The following is a 994-nucleotide window of genomic DNA, read 5'->3' as shown; positions in this document are numbered from 1 at the left end:
GAAGCCGGGGCGGTGCTTGGCCACGTCGGGCCCGCGCAGCAGCGCCGCGCCGTAGGCCGCGGGCTCGTAGGGCGTATGGCCGCCGCGGTCGGTGAGGGTGCCGCCGATGAAGACGCGCCCGGCCAGCCCGTAGAAGAGCGGCATCTCTCCCATGGTGTCGGCGAGATAGATGTCGGCCCCGCCGGGCGGTTCGTCGCGGCTGCGGCGGGCGCAGTCGAGCCCACTGTCGCGGATCAGCGCCTCGACCTCGTCGCCGCGGCGCGGGTGGCGCGGGGCGAGGATCAGCCGCAGGCCGGGCTCGGCCTCGCGCGCCAGCTTGTGCGCGGCCAGAACCTGCTCCTCCTCGCCCTTGTGGGTCGAGGCGGCGAGCCAGGTCCGGGCGCGGTCGAAGACCGCCTCCAGAGCCACGTCATGGCGCGGATCGGCGGCGTAGAGCGCCTTGAGATCGACCACCGGCCCGGCGGCGGCCTCGGGCAGCCCGGCCTCGCGGTAACGTTTCGCCGAACCCGTGTCCTGCGCCGAGACGAAGGCGATGCGCTGCAGCAGCCGCCGGTGCAGCCCGCCGAGCATCCGCCAGCCCCGCGCCGTAGCTTCGCTGAGCCGGCCGCCCATGATGAAGACCGGGCCGGGGCAGGCGAGGGTGCGGTGTGGCCAAAGCTCGGATTCCATGGTCAGATGCGCGCGGACGTCCCAGTCGCGGTGCATCCGCCGCGCCACCCACCACAGGTCGAGCGGGGCGAGACGGGCGGGCAGGCCCCAGCGCTCCGCCAGTGCGACGCCGGTCGTGGAGTTGCAGGTCACCAGCAGGGGCAGGTCGGGGCGGTCGGCCCGCAGGGCGTCGATCACCGGGCGGATCGAGGCCAGCTCTCCGTTCGAGGCGGCATGCAGCCAGAGATGGGGGCCGGGCTCTGCCGGGCTGCGCGCGAGCCGCTGCTGCAGGGCCTGCCAGTCGCGTTTCAGCACCAGCCGCGCCAGCACTCCCAGCGCGAAGATG

The 994-nt window shown here is 74.5% G+C and carries 1 protein-coding gene; it reads right to left on the bottom strand.

Annotated elements, in window-relative coordinates; all coding sequences use genetic code 11:
* Nucleotides 1–993, bottom strand: a 993-nt coding sequence (locus tag HC022_RS27465) for a 3-deoxy-D-manno-octulosonic acid transferase (RefSeq protein WP_368484887.1), incomplete at its 3' end; no start/stop codon positions are given.
* Nucleotide 994: the final 1 nt, after the last annotated feature.

It is taken from the genome of Salipiger sp. HF18 (assembly GCF_011806505.1).
In the GTDB taxonomy this organism is placed as follows: Bacteria; Pseudomonadota; Alphaproteobacteria; order Rhodobacterales; family Rhodobacteraceae; genus Salipiger; species Salipiger thiooxidans.
The sequence above is the reverse complement of the archived record's forward strand: the minus strand, read 5'-3'. Positions and strand labels throughout refer to the sequence as shown.